Source organism: Mesorhizobium sp. P2_E7, assembly GCF_056403855.1.
The window spans coordinates 486,589-501,470 of the sequence record NZ_JBFUER010000001.1 but is presented as its reverse complement, the minus strand read 5'-3'; the positions used below and the strand labels follow the sequence as shown (position 1 = coordinate 501,470).

19 protein-coding genes are annotated in these 14,882 nt (G+C 61.6%); 7 read left to right on the top strand and 12 right to left on the bottom strand.

Annotated elements, in window-relative coordinates:
* Positions 1-45 precede the first annotated feature (45 nt).
* The 4 genes from AC1DYC_RS02570 to AC1DYC_RS02555 all read right to left on the bottom strand — a co-directional run bounded on the left by AC1DYC_RS02570 (position 46) and on the right by AC1DYC_RS02555 (position 4,518).
* Positions 46-933: a LysR substrate-binding domain-containing protein gene (locus AC1DYC_RS02570; RefSeq protein ID WP_477403709.1), complete on the bottom strand. Its 888-nt coding sequence runs from the start codon at positions 931-933 to the stop codon at positions 46-48.
* A 59-nt stretch (positions 934-992) separates the two neighbouring features.
* Complete coding sequence (locus tag AC1DYC_RS02565) at positions 993-2,108, bottom strand: branched-chain amino acid ABC transporter substrate-binding protein (RefSeq protein ID WP_477403707.1); 1,116 nt, start codon at positions 2,106-2,108, stop codon at positions 993-995.
* 53 nt (positions 2,109-2,161) lie between these two features.
* The gene (locus tag AC1DYC_RS02560; RefSeq protein WP_477403705.1) at positions 2,162-3,484 is read right to left on the bottom strand and encodes an aminotransferase class I/II-fold pyridoxal phosphate-dependent enzyme; all 1,323 of its coding nucleotides are present in this window, start codon (positions 3,482-3,484) and stop codon (positions 2,162-2,164) included.
* Positions 3,485-3,648: 164 nt separating this feature from the next.
* A complete protein-coding gene (locus tag AC1DYC_RS02555) occupies positions 3,649-4,518 on the bottom strand; it encodes a crotonase/enoyl-CoA hydratase family protein (protein WP_477403703.1) in 870 nt (289 codons plus the stop codon).
* Between the two features lie 82 nt (positions 4,519-4,600).
* On the opposite strand from AC1DYC_RS02555, the gene AC1DYC_RS02550 reads away from it, so the two are divergent.
* Positions 4,601-5,188: a TetR/AcrR family transcriptional regulator gene (locus AC1DYC_RS02550; RefSeq protein ID WP_477403701.1), complete on the top strand. Its 588-nt coding sequence runs from the start codon at positions 4,601-4,603 to the stop codon at positions 5,186-5,188.
* Here AC1DYC_RS02550 and AC1DYC_RS02545 read toward each other — a convergent pair.
* From AC1DYC_RS02545 to AC1DYC_RS02535, 3 genes are all read right to left on the bottom strand, one after another.
* Complete coding sequence (locus tag AC1DYC_RS02545; RefSeq protein ID WP_477403699.1) at positions 5,185-6,411, bottom strand: anion transporter; 1,227 nt, start codon at positions 6,409-6,411, stop codon at positions 5,185-5,187. The two genes, AC1DYC_RS02550 and AC1DYC_RS02545, sit on opposite strands and share 4 nt — an antisense overlap.
* Before the next feature lie 684 nt (positions 6,412-7,095).
* A complete protein-coding gene (locus tag AC1DYC_RS02540) occupies positions 7,096-7,632 on the bottom strand; it encodes a hypothetical protein (protein WP_477309224.1) in 537 nt (178 codons plus the stop codon).
* 318 nt (positions 7,633-7,950) lie between these two features.
* The gene (locus AC1DYC_RS02535) at positions 7,951-8,187 is read right to left on the bottom strand and encodes a hypothetical protein (protein WP_477309225.1); all 237 of its coding nucleotides are present in this window, start codon (positions 8,185-8,187) and stop codon (positions 7,951-7,953) included.
* Between the two features lie 271 nt (positions 8,188-8,458).
* Here AC1DYC_RS02535 and AC1DYC_RS02530 point away from each other — a divergent pair, with 271 nt between their 5' ends.
* On the top strand, positions 8,459-8,782 hold the full coding sequence (locus AC1DYC_RS02530; protein WP_477403697.1) for a hypothetical protein: 324 nt from the start codon (positions 8,459-8,461) through the stop codon (positions 8,780-8,782).
* Positions 8,783-8,813: 31 nt separating this feature from the next.
* On the opposite strand, the gene AC1DYC_RS02525 is transcribed toward AC1DYC_RS02530, so the two are convergent.
* Together AC1DYC_RS02525 and AC1DYC_RS02520 are read right to left on the bottom strand one after the other, a co-directional pair.
* Complete coding sequence (locus tag AC1DYC_RS02525) at positions 8,814-8,981, bottom strand: hypothetical protein (RefSeq protein WP_477403695.1); 168 nt, start codon at positions 8,979-8,981, stop codon at positions 8,814-8,816.
* A gap of 54 nt (positions 8,982-9,035) precedes the next feature.
* On the bottom strand, positions 9,036-10,451 hold the full coding sequence (locus AC1DYC_RS02520) for a PAS domain S-box protein (protein ID WP_477403693.1): 1,416 nt from the start codon (positions 10,449-10,451) through the stop codon (positions 9,036-9,038).
* 329 nt (positions 10,452-10,780) lie between these two features.
* Here AC1DYC_RS02520 and AC1DYC_RS02515 point away from each other — a divergent pair, with 329 nt between their 5' ends.
* The 4 genes from AC1DYC_RS02515 (at position 10,781) to AC1DYC_RS02500 (ending at position 12,914) form a co-directional block, all read left to right on the top strand.
* Positions 10,781-10,948, top strand: coding sequence for a Thivi_2564 family membrane protein (locus tag AC1DYC_RS02515; RefSeq protein WP_023694668.1), 168 nt, complete (start codon positions 10,781-10,783; stop codon positions 10,946-10,948).
* Between the two features lie 13 nt (positions 10,949-10,961).
* On the top strand, positions 10,962-11,252 hold the full coding sequence (locus AC1DYC_RS02510) for a hypothetical protein (RefSeq protein WP_477403691.1): 291 nt from the start codon (positions 10,962-10,964) through the stop codon (positions 11,250-11,252).
* Between the two features lie 142 nt (positions 11,253-11,394).
* Positions 11,395-11,874: a GFA family protein gene (locus AC1DYC_RS02505; protein WP_477309229.1), complete on the top strand. Its 480-nt coding sequence runs from the start codon at positions 11,395-11,397 to the stop codon at positions 11,872-11,874.
* A 479-nt stretch (positions 11,875-12,353) separates the two neighbouring features.
* Positions 12,354-12,914, top strand: coding sequence for a PAS domain-containing protein (locus tag AC1DYC_RS02500; protein ID WP_477403689.1), 561 nt, complete (start codon positions 12,354-12,356; stop codon positions 12,912-12,914).
* Here AC1DYC_RS02500 and AC1DYC_RS02495 read toward each other — a convergent pair.
* The gene (locus AC1DYC_RS02495) at positions 12,911-13,180 is read right to left on the bottom strand and encodes a hypothetical protein (protein ID WP_477403687.1); all 270 of its coding nucleotides are present in this window, start codon (positions 13,178-13,180) and stop codon (positions 12,911-12,913) included. The two genes, AC1DYC_RS02500 and AC1DYC_RS02495, sit on opposite strands and share 4 nt — an antisense overlap.
* Positions 13,181-13,348: 168 nt before the next feature.
* Here AC1DYC_RS02495 and AC1DYC_RS02490 point away from each other — a divergent pair, with 168 nt between their 5' ends.
* Positions 13,349-13,543: a hypothetical protein gene (locus AC1DYC_RS02490; RefSeq protein WP_477403685.1), complete on the top strand. Its 195-nt coding sequence runs from the start codon at positions 13,349-13,351 to the stop codon at positions 13,541-13,543.
* Positions 13,544-13,609: 66 nt separating this feature from the next.
* Here AC1DYC_RS02490 and waaF read toward each other — a convergent pair whose 3' ends face one another.
* Positions 13,610-14,629, bottom strand: a complete 1,020-nt coding sequence (gene waaF / locus AC1DYC_RS02485) for a lipopolysaccharide heptosyltransferase II (RefSeq protein WP_477403683.1) — start codon at positions 14,627-14,629, stop codon at positions 13,610-13,612.
* Entirely contained in the window at positions 14,629-14,775 is a 147-nt protein-coding gene (locus tag AC1DYC_RS02480; protein WP_477309233.1) for a hypothetical protein, read from the bottom strand. Before AC1DYC_RS02480 ends, waaF begins: the two co-directional genes overlap by 1 nt.
* Between the last annotated feature and the right edge of the window lie 107 nt (positions 14,776-14,882).

Sequence of the window (14,882 nt, the reverse complement as noted above, 5' to 3'; positions counted from 1 at the left end):
AGGGTTGGCGGCGGAAAGAGAACCGCCGCCGGCTCGCCGACTGCATCAGACCTGCTGTTGCGCAAGCAGCCAGTCGATCATCTGTGCGGCTTGCGCAGGCGGGCGGTCCGGCGCCAGGATCGACAGGCTGAGGCCGGTGGAGACGCGCCTCGGGAACGGCGCCACCAGCGAACCGGCGGCGAGCGCGCGCGACACCAGCGCCTCGTGTCCCATCAACACGCCGGCGCCGTCGATGGCGGCCTGCAGGGCCATGCTGTAGAGCGAAAACTCGGAGCCGGTGTCGATCGATGGCCCCTTCATGCCGGCAGCCTCGAACCACAGGCTCCAGTCGCCGGTCCAGGTGGTGTCCCAAAGCAGAAGCTGCGACGACAGATCGGCCGGCGTTTTCAGCTGCTGCGCCAGGGCCGGCGCGCAGACCGGAAAGATGACGTCGTCGCAAAGCTTGAACGCGCGGCTGCCCGCTGGGGCATGCCTGGTCAGGAAGATTGCGAGGTCGAACGGCTCGCGCCTGAAGTCCGGCGGCTCCTCCAGCGCATGAATGGATGGGCGAAGCGCCGGAAGGGCTGAACGAAGCGCCGGCAGGCGCGGCGCCAGCCAAAGCTGGGCGATCGAGGGCAGCGCGGCGATACTGACCTGCGGCCTCGGCGCCGAGATGCGGAGTTCCTGGACGGCCAGGCCCATGGCGTCGAACGCCGTGGAGAAGGCCGGCAACGCTGCCCGGCCAGCCTCGGTCAGATGCAATCCCTGGGCATGGCGCGCAAACAGCGCCGAGCCCAGCCATGCTTCGAGCGCCTTGACCTGATGCGATACGGCCGCAGGCGTGACGCCGAGCTCGTCGGCAGCCTTGGCAAAGCTTTCGTGACGGGCGGCCGCCTCAAAGGCCCGCAAAGCGTTGAGCGGCGGCATTCGGGGTCGAGGCGGGTTGACGGCCATCGTCCGGCTCCCAGAAGCATCGGCGACGGGTTGCCTCGACGCCGATGCAAAGTTCGATCTTATTTGAGGGCAACAGGGGTTAGCTTGCCCTCGACGTCCCGCCACTCAAATACGACGAAGCCCGGCTGCTTGATATCCCCCTTGCCGTCATAGGAGATCGAACCAAGCACGGTCGAGATGCTGGCGCCGGAATGGAGATAGTCGGAAGCGGCCTTGGGATCGTCGGCCTTGGCCTTGGCGATCGCCTCGGCGATGATCTGCGTCGCGGCGTAGGCATAAAGCATCACCGCCTCGGTCGGCACGTTCCTGGCTTTCAGGTCGGCAACGGCGTCCTTGGCCTCGGTGAAGGTGGCAGGGTCGGGAAACGACGTCATCAAGGTTCCGGCAGCGCCCGCGCCGCCAATGGCGCCGAACTCGCTGTTGGAGATGCCGTCGCCGCCCATCAGGATCGTTGAGGCGCCCTGGTCATGCATCTGCCGGACGATCAGCCCAGCCTCGGTGTGCTGGCCGCCATAGTAGACGAGGTCCGCGCCAGACTGCTTGATCTTGGCGACGAGCGCGCCGTAGTCCTTCTCACCGGGGTTGATCTCCTCGTGCAGGACTTCCTGGCCGCCGCCGGCATTGTAGGCCTTGGCCATCTCGTCGGCGAGGCCTTTGCCCGCCGTCGACTTGTCGTCGACAATCGCGATCTTCTTGTCCTTGAAGCGCTCGAGCACGAACTTCGCTGCGATGATGCCTTGCTGGTCGTCGCGGCCGCAGGCCCTGAAGGCGTTCCACAGACCGCGCTCGGTCACCATCGGGTTGGTGGCTGTCGGCGTGACGAACAGAACGCCGTTCTCGGCATAGACCTCGGAAGCCGGAATGGTGACGCCGGAATTGTAGTGGCCGACGACATAGTGGACACCGTCGGCCACGAATTTGTTGGCGACGGAGACGCCCTGCTTCGGGTCGGAAACATCGTCGCCGACCGAGACGGCAAGTTTCTGGCCGAGCACGCCGCCATTAGCGTTGATGCGCTCGACCGCCGTTTCGACGCCGATGCGATACTGTTCGCCATAGGCGGCGTTCGGTCCCGACATCGGGCCGGCCACACCCAGCACGATATCCGCCCTCGCAACACCGACGGCGGCGGCCGTCATCAGGGCAGCAGTCATCATCCGCAAGATCATGCGCATTTTATTCCCCTTTGTTTTTGAGAATGCGGGCTTTTACCCGCGGGTTCAGGCGGTCAGTTCACGAAATGCATTTTGTGGAACTGTCGCCGGAATAGCGTGACATCGGCTGCGATCGCTTCGCTGGCGTCGTTGCCGCGTAGCCCCCTGGCGATGAGGGCGGCCAGCTCGGGCATGTCATCCTCGGTCATGCCCCAGCGCACGATTTCCGGTGTGCCGAAGCGCAGGCCGTTCATGTCGCCCTCGACCGAGTCGATGGGCAAGCCGATGCCGCAGGTCAGAATATTGGCCCGCCGCAGTTTCTTTGCCGCCGCCTGGCCGCCGCCGAACTCGGCGGCGCGAACCGCGAACTGGTGCGAGGTCGTGTGGCCCTTGCTCGTCGAGAAGACCGGCAGGCCGCGATCCGCAAGCTCGCGCGCCAATGCCTTGGCCGTGCCCGCCATGGTGGCCGCATAAGCCTTGCCATGCTCTTTCCAGTCGAGCAGCGTGATGGCCAGGGCCGCTGATTTGGCGGCATCGAAATTGGCCGTCATGCCGGGAAAGGCGATCCTGTCCAGCTTCTCGGCGACGTCGGCATCGTTGGTCACGATCAGGCCCGAAGGCGGCCCGCCAAGGCTCTTGTAGGTGCTCATCGTCATCAGATGGGCGCCCTCTTCCAGCGGCTGCTGCCAGGCGTGACCGGCGATCATGCCGCAGAGATGCGCCGCATCGAAGAGCACCAGCGCGCCGACCTCGTCGGCGATCGCCCGGATCTCGCGGATGGGATGCGGCAGAAGGTTGAGGCTGCTGCCGATGGTGATCATCTTCGGCCGGACCGCGCGGGCGAGTTCGCGCAGCCTTGCGACATCGACCGTATAGCCATCGGCATCGACGGGTGCGGCATGGATGTCGAGCCCATAGAGCCCGGCGCAGCCCGCCATGTGATGCGTGACATGGCCGCCGATGGCAGGCGAAGGCACGATGATCGCGTCCCCCGGCCGTGCTGCGACCATGAAGGCATAGAGGTTGGCGATGGCGCCGGACGGCACGCGGATCTCGGCATATTTCGCGCCAAAGACTTCTGCCGCGAGCTCGGCCGCGATGATCTCGATCTGCTCAGCGCCTTCCAGTCCCATTTCATATTTGTCGCCGGGATAAGCGAGCGAAGGGCGGGATCCGAGGCCGGATGACAGCGCCGCCTCGGCCTTGGGGTTCATCACATTGGTTGCCGGGTTGAGGTTGATGCAGTCAGCCTCATGGATCGACCGGTTCAGCGCGATGCCGCTCTCGATCGCGGCAAGCACGGCCGCGCCCCCCTGCCCGCTCGTCGTCCGGGCGAGCCGTTGCGCGAAGTCGTCGCAATGCGAGGGAACCCAGGGCCTGCGAGCAAGAGCGACCATTTCCGCCTCCGATCTGCCAACCGCCGACGCCGGCATTGGATGAGGGATGGTGGCTTTGGTGGCTGGCCTGATGCAAACGAGTAGTTCTAGCGCGTAGGCTTAGAAAAATTAGGTCTAGATGCCCATTGGTCCCGTTATCCCGACTTCGATCGCGATGCAGGTGGCTATGGAGCACCGGCCTGCGCGGCCTGGTCGAGCCGCAACGAAGCGCGCCTTGCCTCGTCCGGCCGCGTGACGTGCGTCCATGAACCGTCATAGCCGGGCCTGCGCCGTTCGATCCAGGCGTCGAGGCCTTCGCGCAGGTCGGCGGTCGGAGCCATGCGGGCGAACTGCTCGGCCTCGACCAGCAAGCCTTCGGCTATGCTGTGGTTGAGGCCGCGCGCCACTGCGGTGAGGATCGCGGAAATTGCCGCAGGCGAGTGCACGACGATGCGCTGGGCGAGATCGAGCGCGGCCGGCATCAGCTCCTCATGCGGCACCACCTGGTTGACGAGGCCGAGTTCGAGGGCGCGCGGCGGCGGGAACCAATCGCCGGTCAGCAGCAGTTCGAGCGCCCGCTTGCGCCCGGCCAGTCTCGGAAGCCGCTGCGTGCCGCCGAAGGTAGGCGGCATTGCGAGGTTGATCTCGGGCTTGGCGAACAAGGCGCGGTCGCTGGCGATAGCAAGCGGCACGGCTTCGGTGATCTCGCAGCCGCCGCCGAAAGCGATGCCGTTGACGGCGGCGATAATGGGCTTGCGGAACGCCTCCAGCCTTGTCGTCAGCCGCTGTCCGCGCATGACGAAATCGCGCAGCGCGACATCGGCGCCGCTGGCCACGCTGCCTGAGAATTCATGGATGTCGCCGCCGGCGGAGAAGGCGCGCTCTCCTGCTCCGGTGAGGATGATGGCGCGGATGGCATCGTCCGTCTCGATCGTATCCAGGAGCGCGAGCAGGCGATCGATCAGCGCATAGTTCAAGGCGTTGAGCTTTTCTGGGCGATTGAGCGTGAGGATGGCGATCCCCTTGCGGGCCTCGGTGAGCACAAGCTCGGTCATGTCTCTTCCCTTTCCTGCATTTACCACAGAAAGGATCAGGCTTTCGATTGTGTGTATATTCACTAGTCGGTATACTTGGCGCATGAGCGAAGCACCGAGCCCTACCCGCAAGCGCCTTGTCGATGCCGCAACGAAGCTGTTCTATGCGGAAGGGATCGGCCGTGTCAGCGTCGATGCTGTGGCTGAAAAAGCCGGGCTCACCAAGCGCACGCTCTACTATCACTTCAAGAGCAAGGACGACTTGATCGCCGCCTATCTTGACGGTCGTGACCAGCCGAACGTCAGACAGATGGGAGGCTGGTTCGAAGCGGCCCAAGGCAATGTCGAAAGTAAGGTCGAGGCCATCTTCACCAATTTGGCGCGTGTGGCGCGACATCCCAAATGGAAAGGCTGCGGCTTCCTGCGCACGGCGGCTGAACTCGCTTCGATGCCCGGACATCCGGCGGTCAAAGCCGGGTCACGGCACAAGAAGAATTTCGAGACATGGCTGGCCGGCGCACTCTCAGATCATGGCGTCAACGAGCCGCAAATCCTGGCGCGCGAAATCGTGCTTTTGATGGACGGCGCCTTTTCGATCATGCTGGTCCACCGCAACCCCGATTATGTCGAGGCGGCCGGACGTGCGGCAGCCATGCTGGTCCGGGCAAGGTCCGGATCAGCGACTGTCTAAAAGCCTGCCGCCAGCCAAGCCGTGCCTGCGGCAAGCGTCAGCAGCGTCAATGGCAGACCGACCTTGAAGAAGGCTGAAAAGGACAGCTGCGTACCGGCGGCCCGCGCCTGTTCGGCGACGATCAGATTGGCGACCGAGCCGAGCAAGGTGAAATTGCCGGCCAGCGTCGAACTCATCGCCACCACCAGCCAGGCGCGCTCGGGGTTTTCAAGACCGGGTATGAATGGCCTCAGCGCCAGTACCGCCGGAACATTGCTCATGACGTTGGAAAGCACAGCGGTAAAGCCGGAGAGACGCCAGACGTCGTCCAGGCCAAGGCCTTTGGCCGAGGCGATGATATCCGGCGTCAGCAGTGTTTTCTCGGCGCCGGCGACGACGATGAACAGGCCGGCGAACATGAACAGCAACGGGCCGTCGATCTCGCGGTAGATGCGCGCCGGTTTGATGGCGCGGGTGAGCAGCAGAATGGCGCCGCCGATCAATGCTGCCTTGGCAACCGGAACGCCGGCGAAGAAAGCAACCGCCAAGCCGCCGCAGACAATCACCGCCTTCAGCACCTGCCCGGGCAGCATGCGGCCGCGATAGACTTCCGGGCTGAGTTCGGCGTTGCGCGCGAATTCGGTGCGGTAGACAATGCGCACGATGACGATGACGGCGACAAGGCCGAACAAGGCAACCGGCGCAAGAGCGGCCGAAAAGGCCGGATAGGAGATCCCCGACAGGGCGCCGATGACCATGTTCTGCGGGTTGCCGGTGATTGTGGCGACGCTGCCGCAGTTGGACGCGGTGGCGGTGGCGATCAGATAGGGGATGGGATTGCGGTTGATGACGCGGGTGACGTGGACGACGATCGGCGCCATCACCAGGCAGATGGCGTCGTTGACCAGGAATGCCGAAAGGATGCCGGTCAGGAGCGTCACCATCACCAAAAGCATGAACGGCGCGTGTGCATGCTCGATCGCGTAGGCGCCGAGAGCGCGGAAAGCGCCCGAGACTTTCAGGTGCGCAACGACGATCATCATGCCGAGCAGAAGCGTGATGGTGTCGAAATTGATGGCGCGATAGGCGTCTTCCATACTGAGCGCGCCGATGGCGATCATCGCCGCGCCGCCGAGCAAGGCGATCCCTGCCCGGTCAAGACGCAGGCCCGGGATGCGGCCGATGGCGACTCCGGCATAGGTCAGGATGAGGATCAGCAATGCCGCCGCGCCCATCAATGTCATTGGCAAACCATCCCTGTTCAAATGAACCGACGCTGGAATGGATCGTTCCCGCTCAGGCATTTGCCGCGCAGCTTTAACGTCGCTCCAGCAAAGCGAAAGCACCTATGACGATCCGAGCGCGAAAATCCGTGGGCAAATCGCGGGCTGACGGAAGCGAACACAGCCGGCCGCCAGCGCGGCGTGTCCCGGCGGCCTGTGGCTGACACGCCGCCGCGAAACTTCTCTGTTGCCAAGGTCGCGGCTTATATAATTAAACTCTAATTTATCCTTTCAGGGTATGGATAAGTTAGCCGTATTTCGGCCTTGGGGTTTTTCAGATGGTCCACAGCCTTGAGAGGGAATGCCGCGTTTCGGAGAAGGAGACCTTGCTGGCGCGCCCGATGGAATGTCCGCGCTGCCAGGGAGCTCGCAAGGTCTTTGTTTGCGCCCGGTGGGTCAGTTCGAATGGCCATTGCTGCCCCGGGGGGACACACCGGCTCAACTGCCCAGGGCACAGCGTCGCGTGCCTGGAGTGCGGCGGACGGGACTCTTGAGCTGATCTGAAAACGATCTCGACAAGATCTGTGTAAGCCGTTCGGCGTGCCGATGCGCAAGTGTCCTGAAACGAAAAAAGCCCGCCCCGGCGAACCGGAGCGGGCCTGCAACCATAAGCGGAGAATGCCACGGGCACTCCCTATAGATAACTCAACGGTTGGCCGTCTTGATCATCAGGCACAAAGCACGCAGGTCGCTGTCATAAGCACCTGAATTCAGCACATCGACGCAGCGGAGCTTCATTTTCGCCAGCTGGCTGTTCGACATGCTGGCGATGGCGCTCGGCAGCCCAGGCTTCGCCGGGGTAGCGGGGTTGGCCGGGTTGGTGCCAATGCCGACACCGACCCCCGCGGCGACGCCATTGCCGATGCCAACACCAGCGCCGACCCCGACACCACCAGTACCGCCGACGGTTGCACCGACGCCGGCCTTGATGCCGCTCGCACCACCGACGGATGCGCCGGCCCCTGCATTGACGCCGTTGCTACCACCTATGGAGGCGCCTGCACCGGCATTCACGCCGCCGCTGCCGCCAATCGAAGCGCCAGCCCCGGCGTTGACGCCGCCGCTACCGCCGACGGACGCCCCGGCGCCGACGCCAATTCCAGCCGCATTGGCTTGCATGCCAAGGGCAGCCAGAATCGTGGCGGCCGCCAATGTCATGCCAATCCTGCTCACAATGTTCATGATGCTCTCTCCTTGGTTTGCTTGAAGCAAGCCGGATTTCCGGGATGCATGGAGGAACAACAATCTTCTCTATTTTTAGTTGCATTTCACTGTAATACAACTATAAGTTTGGTTACCGAATTGCTGTGCGCATAATGAAAATTAGAGACGAATCAGTGGGTAACCTTGCCGGAATTTCGATGCGACATGGCGGGAGGCAAAGACGTGACGCTGGCGCCAACCACGCGCGAGCGGGCTCGCGCGTCCTCGCCACACACGGCCGCAAACAATTGATAGCGGCATTTTCAAACGAAGTGATTAGGGGCTAGCCGCGCCGGATTATTCGCCCGACGATCCGTCGCCATTCGCGCTGCTGCCCAGAATTCCAAAGTCCTGCGACTTTGCTCCTTGCCCAGCAGTCAGAAATCCGTCGGCATCGAGGCCGCGCCGCAGCAATTCCCGCACCGCCGCCGAACGACTTGGCATGCGCTTTTCGAAGCGCCAGTTTTCCAAGGCAGCCAATTCCTCGGCCGTCAGCATGATCTGCAGTCGCTCGGGTCGTTCCAGTTCGGCCATCTTGCGCTCCAACCGCTAAGACCAAAAATACGGTGAGTTAGTATGTGGCTAATAAGAGTATAATTAGGAGTCTCTGCACGATGCGTCAAGAGAGCGTTTTTGGTAACTCACATCTAAGACCAACGATAAGAGTGAAGCGTCTATTGCACAACCTATGCCGTCTACTAACTAATTGATTTGTTTGAGAATATTGAAGTTTTTGCTTGTCTTTCGCTGATGACCGGCGCATGTTGATGAGGAGGGATAAACCACTCTCAAAGGGAGGTTTTCCATGCGCTACGGATATTCGGATCGGCTGCGGGAGGACCTCAACTCACAGGTCCTGGCTGCCCTTCGGTCCAGGGGAATAATCAATATCGCGACGGTCGCCGAGCAAGTGCGATTGCGCAATCTGGACGAAAACATCGCGCTCGAAGACGTCGAGCGCCTCGTGATGCAGGTGGCGCAACTCTACGGCGCGGTCATGGAATTCGACGGGCTGACCGCCATCGAAGCGGGGAGGTTCAACCCATTGCCGGAAAATCGGGATGAACTGCCTGACGAGAATGTCGACGCCATCGATAGCCATACCCGAAGTGTCATGCTGGAGGGATAGCCGCACCATCAGCCGGCAAATCGGCCCTGCCCTATCTGTTCTTCAGTATGCGCGCCTCGCGCAACAAGGAGTTGCGATCAGTACCGATCATCTCGATGAGGCTGCGCGCCTCGTCCAATGTGATGCCCGTTTCTTTGGCCAGTGCGCTTGCCAGGAAAGCCTCTTCGTCCATCTTCCGGGCACGTTCGTCATTTTCCATCGACCGTGCCTTCTCTCGGTATGGCAGAATCGCGCGGCGGAACGATTGTTACCTTCAATCGAGCGCAATATCGGCGAACGACGTTTGGACGGAGCGCAGAGGTGCTTCGAGGGTCCAAACGACGCCTTCTTCCCTAAAATCCAACTGTCCGGTGCCGCCGACCGCCTGTGGCGCGACCCGCTTGAGGACCACAGATCCAAAACCGCGGCGCGTTATCCCGCCCATGGTCGGCCCACCCAGCTCACGCCAGGTCAGGCGAAAGGTATCGGTGCCGTCGGTCGTCGGTGCGGTATCCCATTCGATTTCGACTCGTCCGCCGTGGCGCGACAGCGCTCCGTGCTTTGCTGAATTGGTGGCCAGTTCGTGGAAGGCGATGCCGAGATACTGCACGGCATTCGGCTGAAGCGTGATCACCGGTCCAGTCACCGACAGACGGTCTTGCATCGCGAAGGCCTTGAGCTGCGCCTGGATCAGGTCGCCGACGGTGGCGCCCCGCCATTCGGCGTCGACCAGAAGATCGTGGGAATCCGAAAGCGCCGTGATGCGCTCACGTACCTGTTCGACGAAAGCGGCCGGCGTGCCCGCCGATTTGCTGGTCTCGCGGATCATCGAAATGATCACCGAATATTGGTTCTTCACGCGATGGTTGACTTCGCGCATGAGCAGACGGATGCGTCGCTCGCTCTCCTTGTGGGAGCTGATGTCACGCGCGATCTTGGAAGCGCCGACGATCCGTCCGATGCCGTCACGGATCGGTGAGACGGTCAGCGAGACCGGGACGAGGCTGCCGTCCTTGCGCTGGCGCATGGTTTCGTATGACGGCACACGCTCGCCGGCGCGTATTCGCGAGATGATCAAGGCCTCCTCGCCGAGGCGCTCGTGTGGAATAAGCATCGTTACCGGCCTGCCTACTGCCTCGGCGGGCGTGTAGCCGAACAAATGTTCGGCTGCATCGTTCCAACTGGTGATGGTGCCGTTGATGTCTTTCGAAACGATTGCGTCCATGGACGATTCGACAATCGCGGCAAGTCGCATGCGCGCCTCGTCGGTCTGCGTCTGTGTGCGCAGATCAAGCAGCGTGTTGATTGCGCCGAGAATTTCGCCTGACTCGTCGCGAAGCAGGCGTGGGTGGGCTCTGAACGGAACAAGTTCGCCGTCCGGTCGCTCCGCAATCGCCTGATCCCAGGGGATATCGCGTCCTTCAAGCATGGAGATTGCCATTGGGCACTGGCCATGCGCCATAGGCCGCCCATCGAGATGGCGCAACTTCCAGGAGCCGCACCAAAGGTCTCGGCCCAAAACTGGACGGTGTCCCCACAGATCAGCTGCTGCCTCATTGAAGAATGTGATGCGGCCCTGTTTGTCGATTGTGTAGACGGCAACCGGCAACGCCTCCATCAAATGGGCAGAGGAAACTCCTGGAATTCCTGGCTCCAGCCGTTGGATGACATCAGCGTATTCCCCTGCCACGGATTCCCCTAGCCGCTCGACTTCAAGCGCTTGCTACCAGCAACTGAAATGCCTGGGAAAGGTTTCGGTTCCCGCCGCCCCTTCAGATGCGGCATTGTCGTCTGCCGCGCGCCGGTTCCCCTACAAGCAGCGCCGATCGGGGGCGCTTGCGCAATGCTGACAACGGAGCGCAACTCGCGCAAGTCGCCCGCTATCTACCCAAGGCACGGCGCGCCTGTGCCACAGCCTGGCTATTGCACCTCGGCATCGCACGGGCAGGAACCAATTGACGGTCGGAGCGTTTGCCGCTGCGTACTCTTTTTCAGATATAGCCAAACGGAGTGAGGGACATGGCTTCATCGGTACTTATCGGCATCCTGATCACCTTTCTGGTGATCATCCTGGTGCTCTATCTCGTCCAGCGCCTGCCGCTCGACGGCCGCACCCGACAGATCGCACAGATCGTCGTCATCATCATCGGCATCATTTCGCTGCTGAAATATCTGGCGGTGTTCTAGTATAAGAACCGCTATGAGATTCCAAAGGCTCGCATGGATCGCCGGAACAGCGGTGTTTGCCGCGACCACCGCCTATGCGCGACCGGACACGCGCACGATGACCTGCGATGAGACACAGCGCCTGATCCAGAGCCATCATTCGGCTGTGGTGACGACCGGCCGGAACACTTACGATCGCTACGTTCGTCAATTCGGCAACGATTGCGACTGGCCGGAGGTGCCGGTTGCCGCCTCTGTTCTAACACGTGATGGACAATGCCGCGTCTATTGGTGCCGAGAGCCGGTGTTCGACTTCCCGAATTGACAGAACCAGCTGGGGGTGGCGACGGCACCTGCAAAAGCACTCCGCGAGGCGACGTGGAACCCTTGCGCTTCGCGTGAATTGATTCTGCGCACGGCGCTGCGAGGTGTAGCAGTGTGATGCCCAACAAGACGGAGGAGCGGTCATGCCCAATGATACAAGGCGGAGCGGCAGCTGCCTTTGCGGCGGCATCCAGTTTTCGGTGACGGGAGATCCCTTTCGGATCGGCCTTTGCCATTGCAAGGATTGCCGCAAGTCCAGTGGGTCGACTTTTTCGGCGTTCGCGGTGTGGCCGCTCGAGGCGTTTGAAACCACGGGTATCGTCAACAGCTATGGCGACAGAAGCTTTTGTCCAACCTGCGGCGGCCGGGTGCCCTTGGTTCGTGAAAATGAAGTCGAGGTAACGATTGGCAGCCTCGATGAGGTGCCCACCGAAGGGCTGGAACCCAGCTATGAACTCTGGGTCAACCGCCGCGAACACTGGTTGCAACCGTTGCCTGGCGCCCGGCAGTTCGAGCACGACCGGGTGGAAGACGGTCCGACAAATGATGGCCTGACAGCTGAACCGGCTTCTGAAGACGCTGAAACACCGTCAAGCCATTTTCCGCGACGCAAATCTGCCTAGTGTACGCGCTGTAGAGCCTTAGCCAGTCGGCGGACAGGAATCGTTCTCTAACACCCCGATGCGACAAAACCGGGCTTCGACACCATTTCACCACGCGGAAGCCAAACGCAAAAAGGACCCGCCTTGGCTTTGAGCCAAAGGCGGGCGGTCGATTGTTTGGCTTGCGCTGCCGGCAGCCTCGGCCGAAGCCTGGTTCAAAGCTCGCTGTCTTTTGTAACCGGAAATCGATTTATTCTACGAGCAATCGATTTACCGGGGCCGCGCATCAGTTGGAATTCGTCTTGCGGTTGCAGAGCGGTGCTGGTTTGTTTAAAAACGAGAGCTTAAGACCGCGTAATATCGCTACGTCAACTAAGCTGTCCAAGTATGTTCTGGCTTGACATAAAGAAACCTTGCCACCTCGTACAAAAGGACAACTTGTTTATTTCCTTTTTTGTTTCATAGTATAGCGAATCTTGAAGCCGAATGGGGCGGTTTTCATGCAGCCAGCGCCTGGCCAGGGCCGCGGTCCGCACGTGCAATATCCACCGATTGATGGGTTCTGGACCTGGGATATCAAGCGCGACCGTGTTTACGGCGACGCAAATCTCTCTGACTATTTCGGGCTGACGCTCGAAGAGTTCTCGCATGGCGCATCCATGGAAAGATGCATGCAGAGCATCGACGCCGAAGATCGGCCCCGGGTGCAAATCGCGATCCGCAAGGCGGTGGAGCGGAGAGCGGGGTTCAGGGAAATCTATCGCGTCCGCTCGGACAAGATGGGGCTTCGCAGAATTCTGGCGGTTGGCCAATGTTATGTTGACGGTCAGGGAGAAGCGGCCTTGTACCCCGGCTGGTTCATCGATCTGACCCGCGACGCCGATTCGGGCGAGACAGCACTTCGTGAGGTCCACCGCCATATCGAACAGGCCAAGGAAATCTCGCAATCGATGGGACAGGACCTGCTGTTCTACCTTCTCGAAAATGCCCAGGAAGAGGCGCAGCAACGCCTTGACGGCAGGGCGATGAGGCGCAAATCGGCTTGGAGCAGATCTTGTTAGCTTGTGCGGGAAACCTTGCCGCGGCCGCGCAGTTCAGCCGTCACCATGCGGGCAAAATGGCTTTGAGGCGAGCGGCGCTCCAACAGGCTGGCGCGCTCAAGAGCAGCGTCGCCGTAAAACTCGACCAACACCGTCGCGGCGCTGGCGGCGTCGACCCTGAGCCGGCCAAGGTCGGCGTGTCCGTCCCGACTGGACGACACGCTGCCGCCAATGACATCCATCATGGCCTGCAACTTGTCGGGGAAACTGCCCTCGTCTTCGTGCATCGTAGCGGTCCGATTGCCGGCGTAAAATATCGACATTTTCGCAAAAGGTGCAATAGGGTCGTTGATCAAGCGCTAATACAACCTGATACAGCTCCACCGTGAGCTTTTTCGCAATCTTCATGCAAGCATAGCCGGCGCAAAGTTCCTGCGCAGACATTGGGGGCACCGATGGACCAGCCGAGCAAGATGGAGAACCTGCAGTTCACGCAAGGCATACTGCGGGAACTTCGGCAGAAAGCCGAAGCCGACGGCGAGAAGCTTCTGACCTATCTCATCGACATGGCTTACCTTGAAGCCAGTGATCGCATCCGCGCGCATTGGGTCGGCAATCACGAGCCCGAAAGCCGCAGGGCCAAGGGGTAAACGGAGCGATGGCGGCGCCCTCAAGGGGCGCGTTGGATCAGGCGCTGGAGGCCATCCAGCCTACTGTCAGTTGTGACTACCGACTGAAAGGCCAGCCAGCGCCTCCCTCACCCGGGTTTCGCTGATCCCGCGCGTATCCTCGACCCAGCTGGGCGTCGAGAGCGGCGGCTCGATGAAGCGAACATGGCTGTTTACCGGACCGTGCACGTAGGGGCGATTTAGCCCGTAGATGAGCGCACATGGGACGTTCAGGGCAGCGGCGGCGTGCGAAATGCCGCCGTCAACCCCCAGGAACACGGTCGACGCAGCGATCTGGCACATCGCATCAGCAATCGATGGGGTCGAGGTGAAGTCGATTGCCTCAGGAATGGCGGCGCGGATTTTTGCAGCACCGGCCCGCTCGCGCGGTCCGCCGACAATCCAGATTGCCCAGCCGCGATCATGGTGGTCTCTGGCGACCGAGATGAAGCGCTCGATGGGCCACGAGCGGAAATTTTCGATGTCTGCCGTATACAACGCCAGCGCCGGCTGGCCGGCATCGATCTTCTGGCGCTCGCGCCATTCGTCGAGCTCAGCCGGATCGACCACAAGCCGGGGCGCCGGCCATTCTGTCCCCGCAGCCGGCTTTTCGCCAAGAGAGGCAATCGAGCACACCTCCTCGAAGAGCCGCGTCTTGCGCGGGCCGAAAGCCCATAGATGTGCCAGCCAGCCGGCGGGGAAGCGATTGAGGAGGCCGAATTGCAACTCCTGCGGATAGCCGATGCGCTCCTCTATGCCGGCCATGAACACCATCACCGCCGCCTTGGTGCTGCTGGTCATCAGATAGGCCGTGCGATAGTTCCCCTTTCGCAGCTCGCCGACGAGGCGGCCGCGCTCTGCAAAACCCGGCCGCTGATGACGCTTGGCAAGCGCCCAACCTTTGCGGACATGCGGCATCAGGCGTGCTAGTGGTGCTGCGACCGGCGAGGTGACGACATCGATGGGGCGATCAGGAAATCGCTCGGCAATGATCTGGATGGCGGAGTGGCAACGGACAAAGTCGCCGACTGCGGGAAAGCCGACGAAGAGGATTGGATCACCGGCCATCAAGTAAGCGCTTCGCCGTAGAGGACACGGAACGTCGAGGTCCTGCGGATTGGCTGCGCGGCATTGGCCAGCCATTCGACCTGACGCTGGATCCCGCCGTAGCCCCGACAGGCTATCACGCCCTTCAAAACGAGCGTCACCCGCATTGATCCTGCCTCATAATCCCTGTCAAAGCCGGTCTCAGTTGCGTCACGGGCTGGGCATTGTCAAGGTCGCGCCGGAATCGCGAAAAGCCGCGCCTACTGTCAGCCTT